Annotated in this window: 1 protein-coding gene and 1 pseudogene; both read left to right on the top strand. The window is 68.3% G+C overall.

The window, feature by feature from the left end; all coding sequences use genetic code 11:
- The coding region (locus GTP55_RS29120; protein WP_161048251.1) for a sigma-54 interaction domain-containing protein at positions 1 to 985 on the top strand (985 nt) is incomplete at its 5' end.
- Positions 986 to 1,192: 207 nt separating this feature from the next.
- Positions 1,193 to 1,665: pseudogene (locus GTP55_RS29115) on the top strand (hypothetical protein); the annotation flags it as partial.

The raw sequence follows: 1,665 nt of genomic DNA, 5'->3' as shown, positions 1-1,665 counted from the left end.
CGCCGCCGCGCCGCGCGCCGCTGACGACGCCACGCTGACCGGCCAGAGCGCCGCCATCACGCGCCTGCAGCGGCAGATCGTCAAGGTGGCGGCGGCCAGCGCGCCGGTGCTGATCTGGGGCGAGAGCGGCAGCGGCAAGGAACTGGCGGCGCAGGCCGTGCACGCGCGTTCGCCGCGCTGCAAGGGGCCGTTTGTGCCGATCAACTGCGGCGCGATTCCGGCGCAACTGATCCAGTCCGAACTGTTCGGCCACGAGCGCGGCGCCTTTACCGGCGCCGCGCGCGACAAGCGCGGCCTGATCGAAAGTGCGCAGGGCGGCTCCATCTTCCTCGATGAAATCGGCGACCTGCCGCTGGAACTGCAGGCCAACCTGCTGCGCTTCCTGCAGGAGAAGACCATCTACCGCGTCGGCGGCACGCGCAGCATCGCGGTCGATGCGCGCGTGATCGCCGCCTCGCACGTGAACTTGCCGCAGGCGGTGCAGCGCGGCGCGTTCCGCGAGGATTTGTACTATCGCCTGAATGTGCTGGCGCTGGATGTGCCGCCGCTGCGCGAGCGCAAGGAAGACCTGCTGCCGCTGGCCGAACATTTTTTCCACACGTTTTCCAGCGAGCGCGCGCCGCGCCTGAAAGGCATCAGCAGCCGCGCCGCGCAGGCGATCCGCGAGCACGACTGGCCCGGCAATGTGCGCGAGTTGATCAACCGCGTGCGGCGCGCCATGGTGATGGCCGAGGGACGCCTGATCCAGCCGCAGGATCTCGGCCTGGCGACCGCCGCGCCGGCGCGCGCGCCGTTGCAGCTGGACGACGCCCGCATCCGCGCCGAACGCGACGCCATCGACGCCAGCCTGTTACGCGCGGGACGCAACATCACGCTGGCCGCGCGTGACCTCGGCGTCTCGCGCATGACGCTCTACCGCCTGTTGGCCAAGCATGGGATCAGTGCGCCGTCACAGGATCGTTACACGGCTGTGGAGAGTGAATAACGGGGCGGCGGCCGCCCGCGTTGTCGCAGCGGTGTGACGTTTTATGCCGCAAATCCGCCGCCGCGTACCCGCCGCCGGCCAGCTTCTCTTTTGATATCAAAGCCTTGCCGGTGCTGGCACCAAGGTTGCAAAAGCCGTATGGGCGGGAGCGAGGTCTCCATGCGCAAACACATTCACCTTCAATTCATTCTTCAGGCAGGAGTAACCATGAACAAATCACTGATCGGAGCCGCTATCGCGCTGGCTTTCAGCGCACAGGCCTATGCACAGACCGCCACCACGCAGTCCGGCGCCGGAGCGCACGCTACCGACAATGCCAGTGCAGTCCAGGACAGCAGCAACAAGAACAATAACAACAACAGCAGCGGCGCCGCCGGCGCCGCCGCGCTCGGCAGCGTAGCGGCCAACAACGGCGGCGCCGCCACGTCCACCCTCAGCAATGCCTACAACCAGTCGAGCGCCGACGCCACCACCACGCTGACCGGCTCGGTCAACAATAACACGGTGCAGGACATCGGCAACCGCGCCACCAACGCCGGCAACAGCAATGGCGGCGTCGCTTATGGCGGCACGGGCGGCGTCGCGACCGGCGGCAATGCGAGCGGCACCGGCGCGGCCGGCGGCATGAGCTATGGCGGCAATGGCGCGGCGGGCGCGCCGGTGCCGCTCGCATTGCCGCC

The sequence above is a fragment of the Duganella margarita genome (assembly GCF_009857535.1).
Lineage (GTDB): Bacteria > Pseudomonadota > Gammaproteobacteria > Burkholderiales > Burkholderiaceae_D > Rugamonas > Rugamonas margarita.
This window is presented reverse-complemented; position numbering and strand designations above follow the sequence as displayed.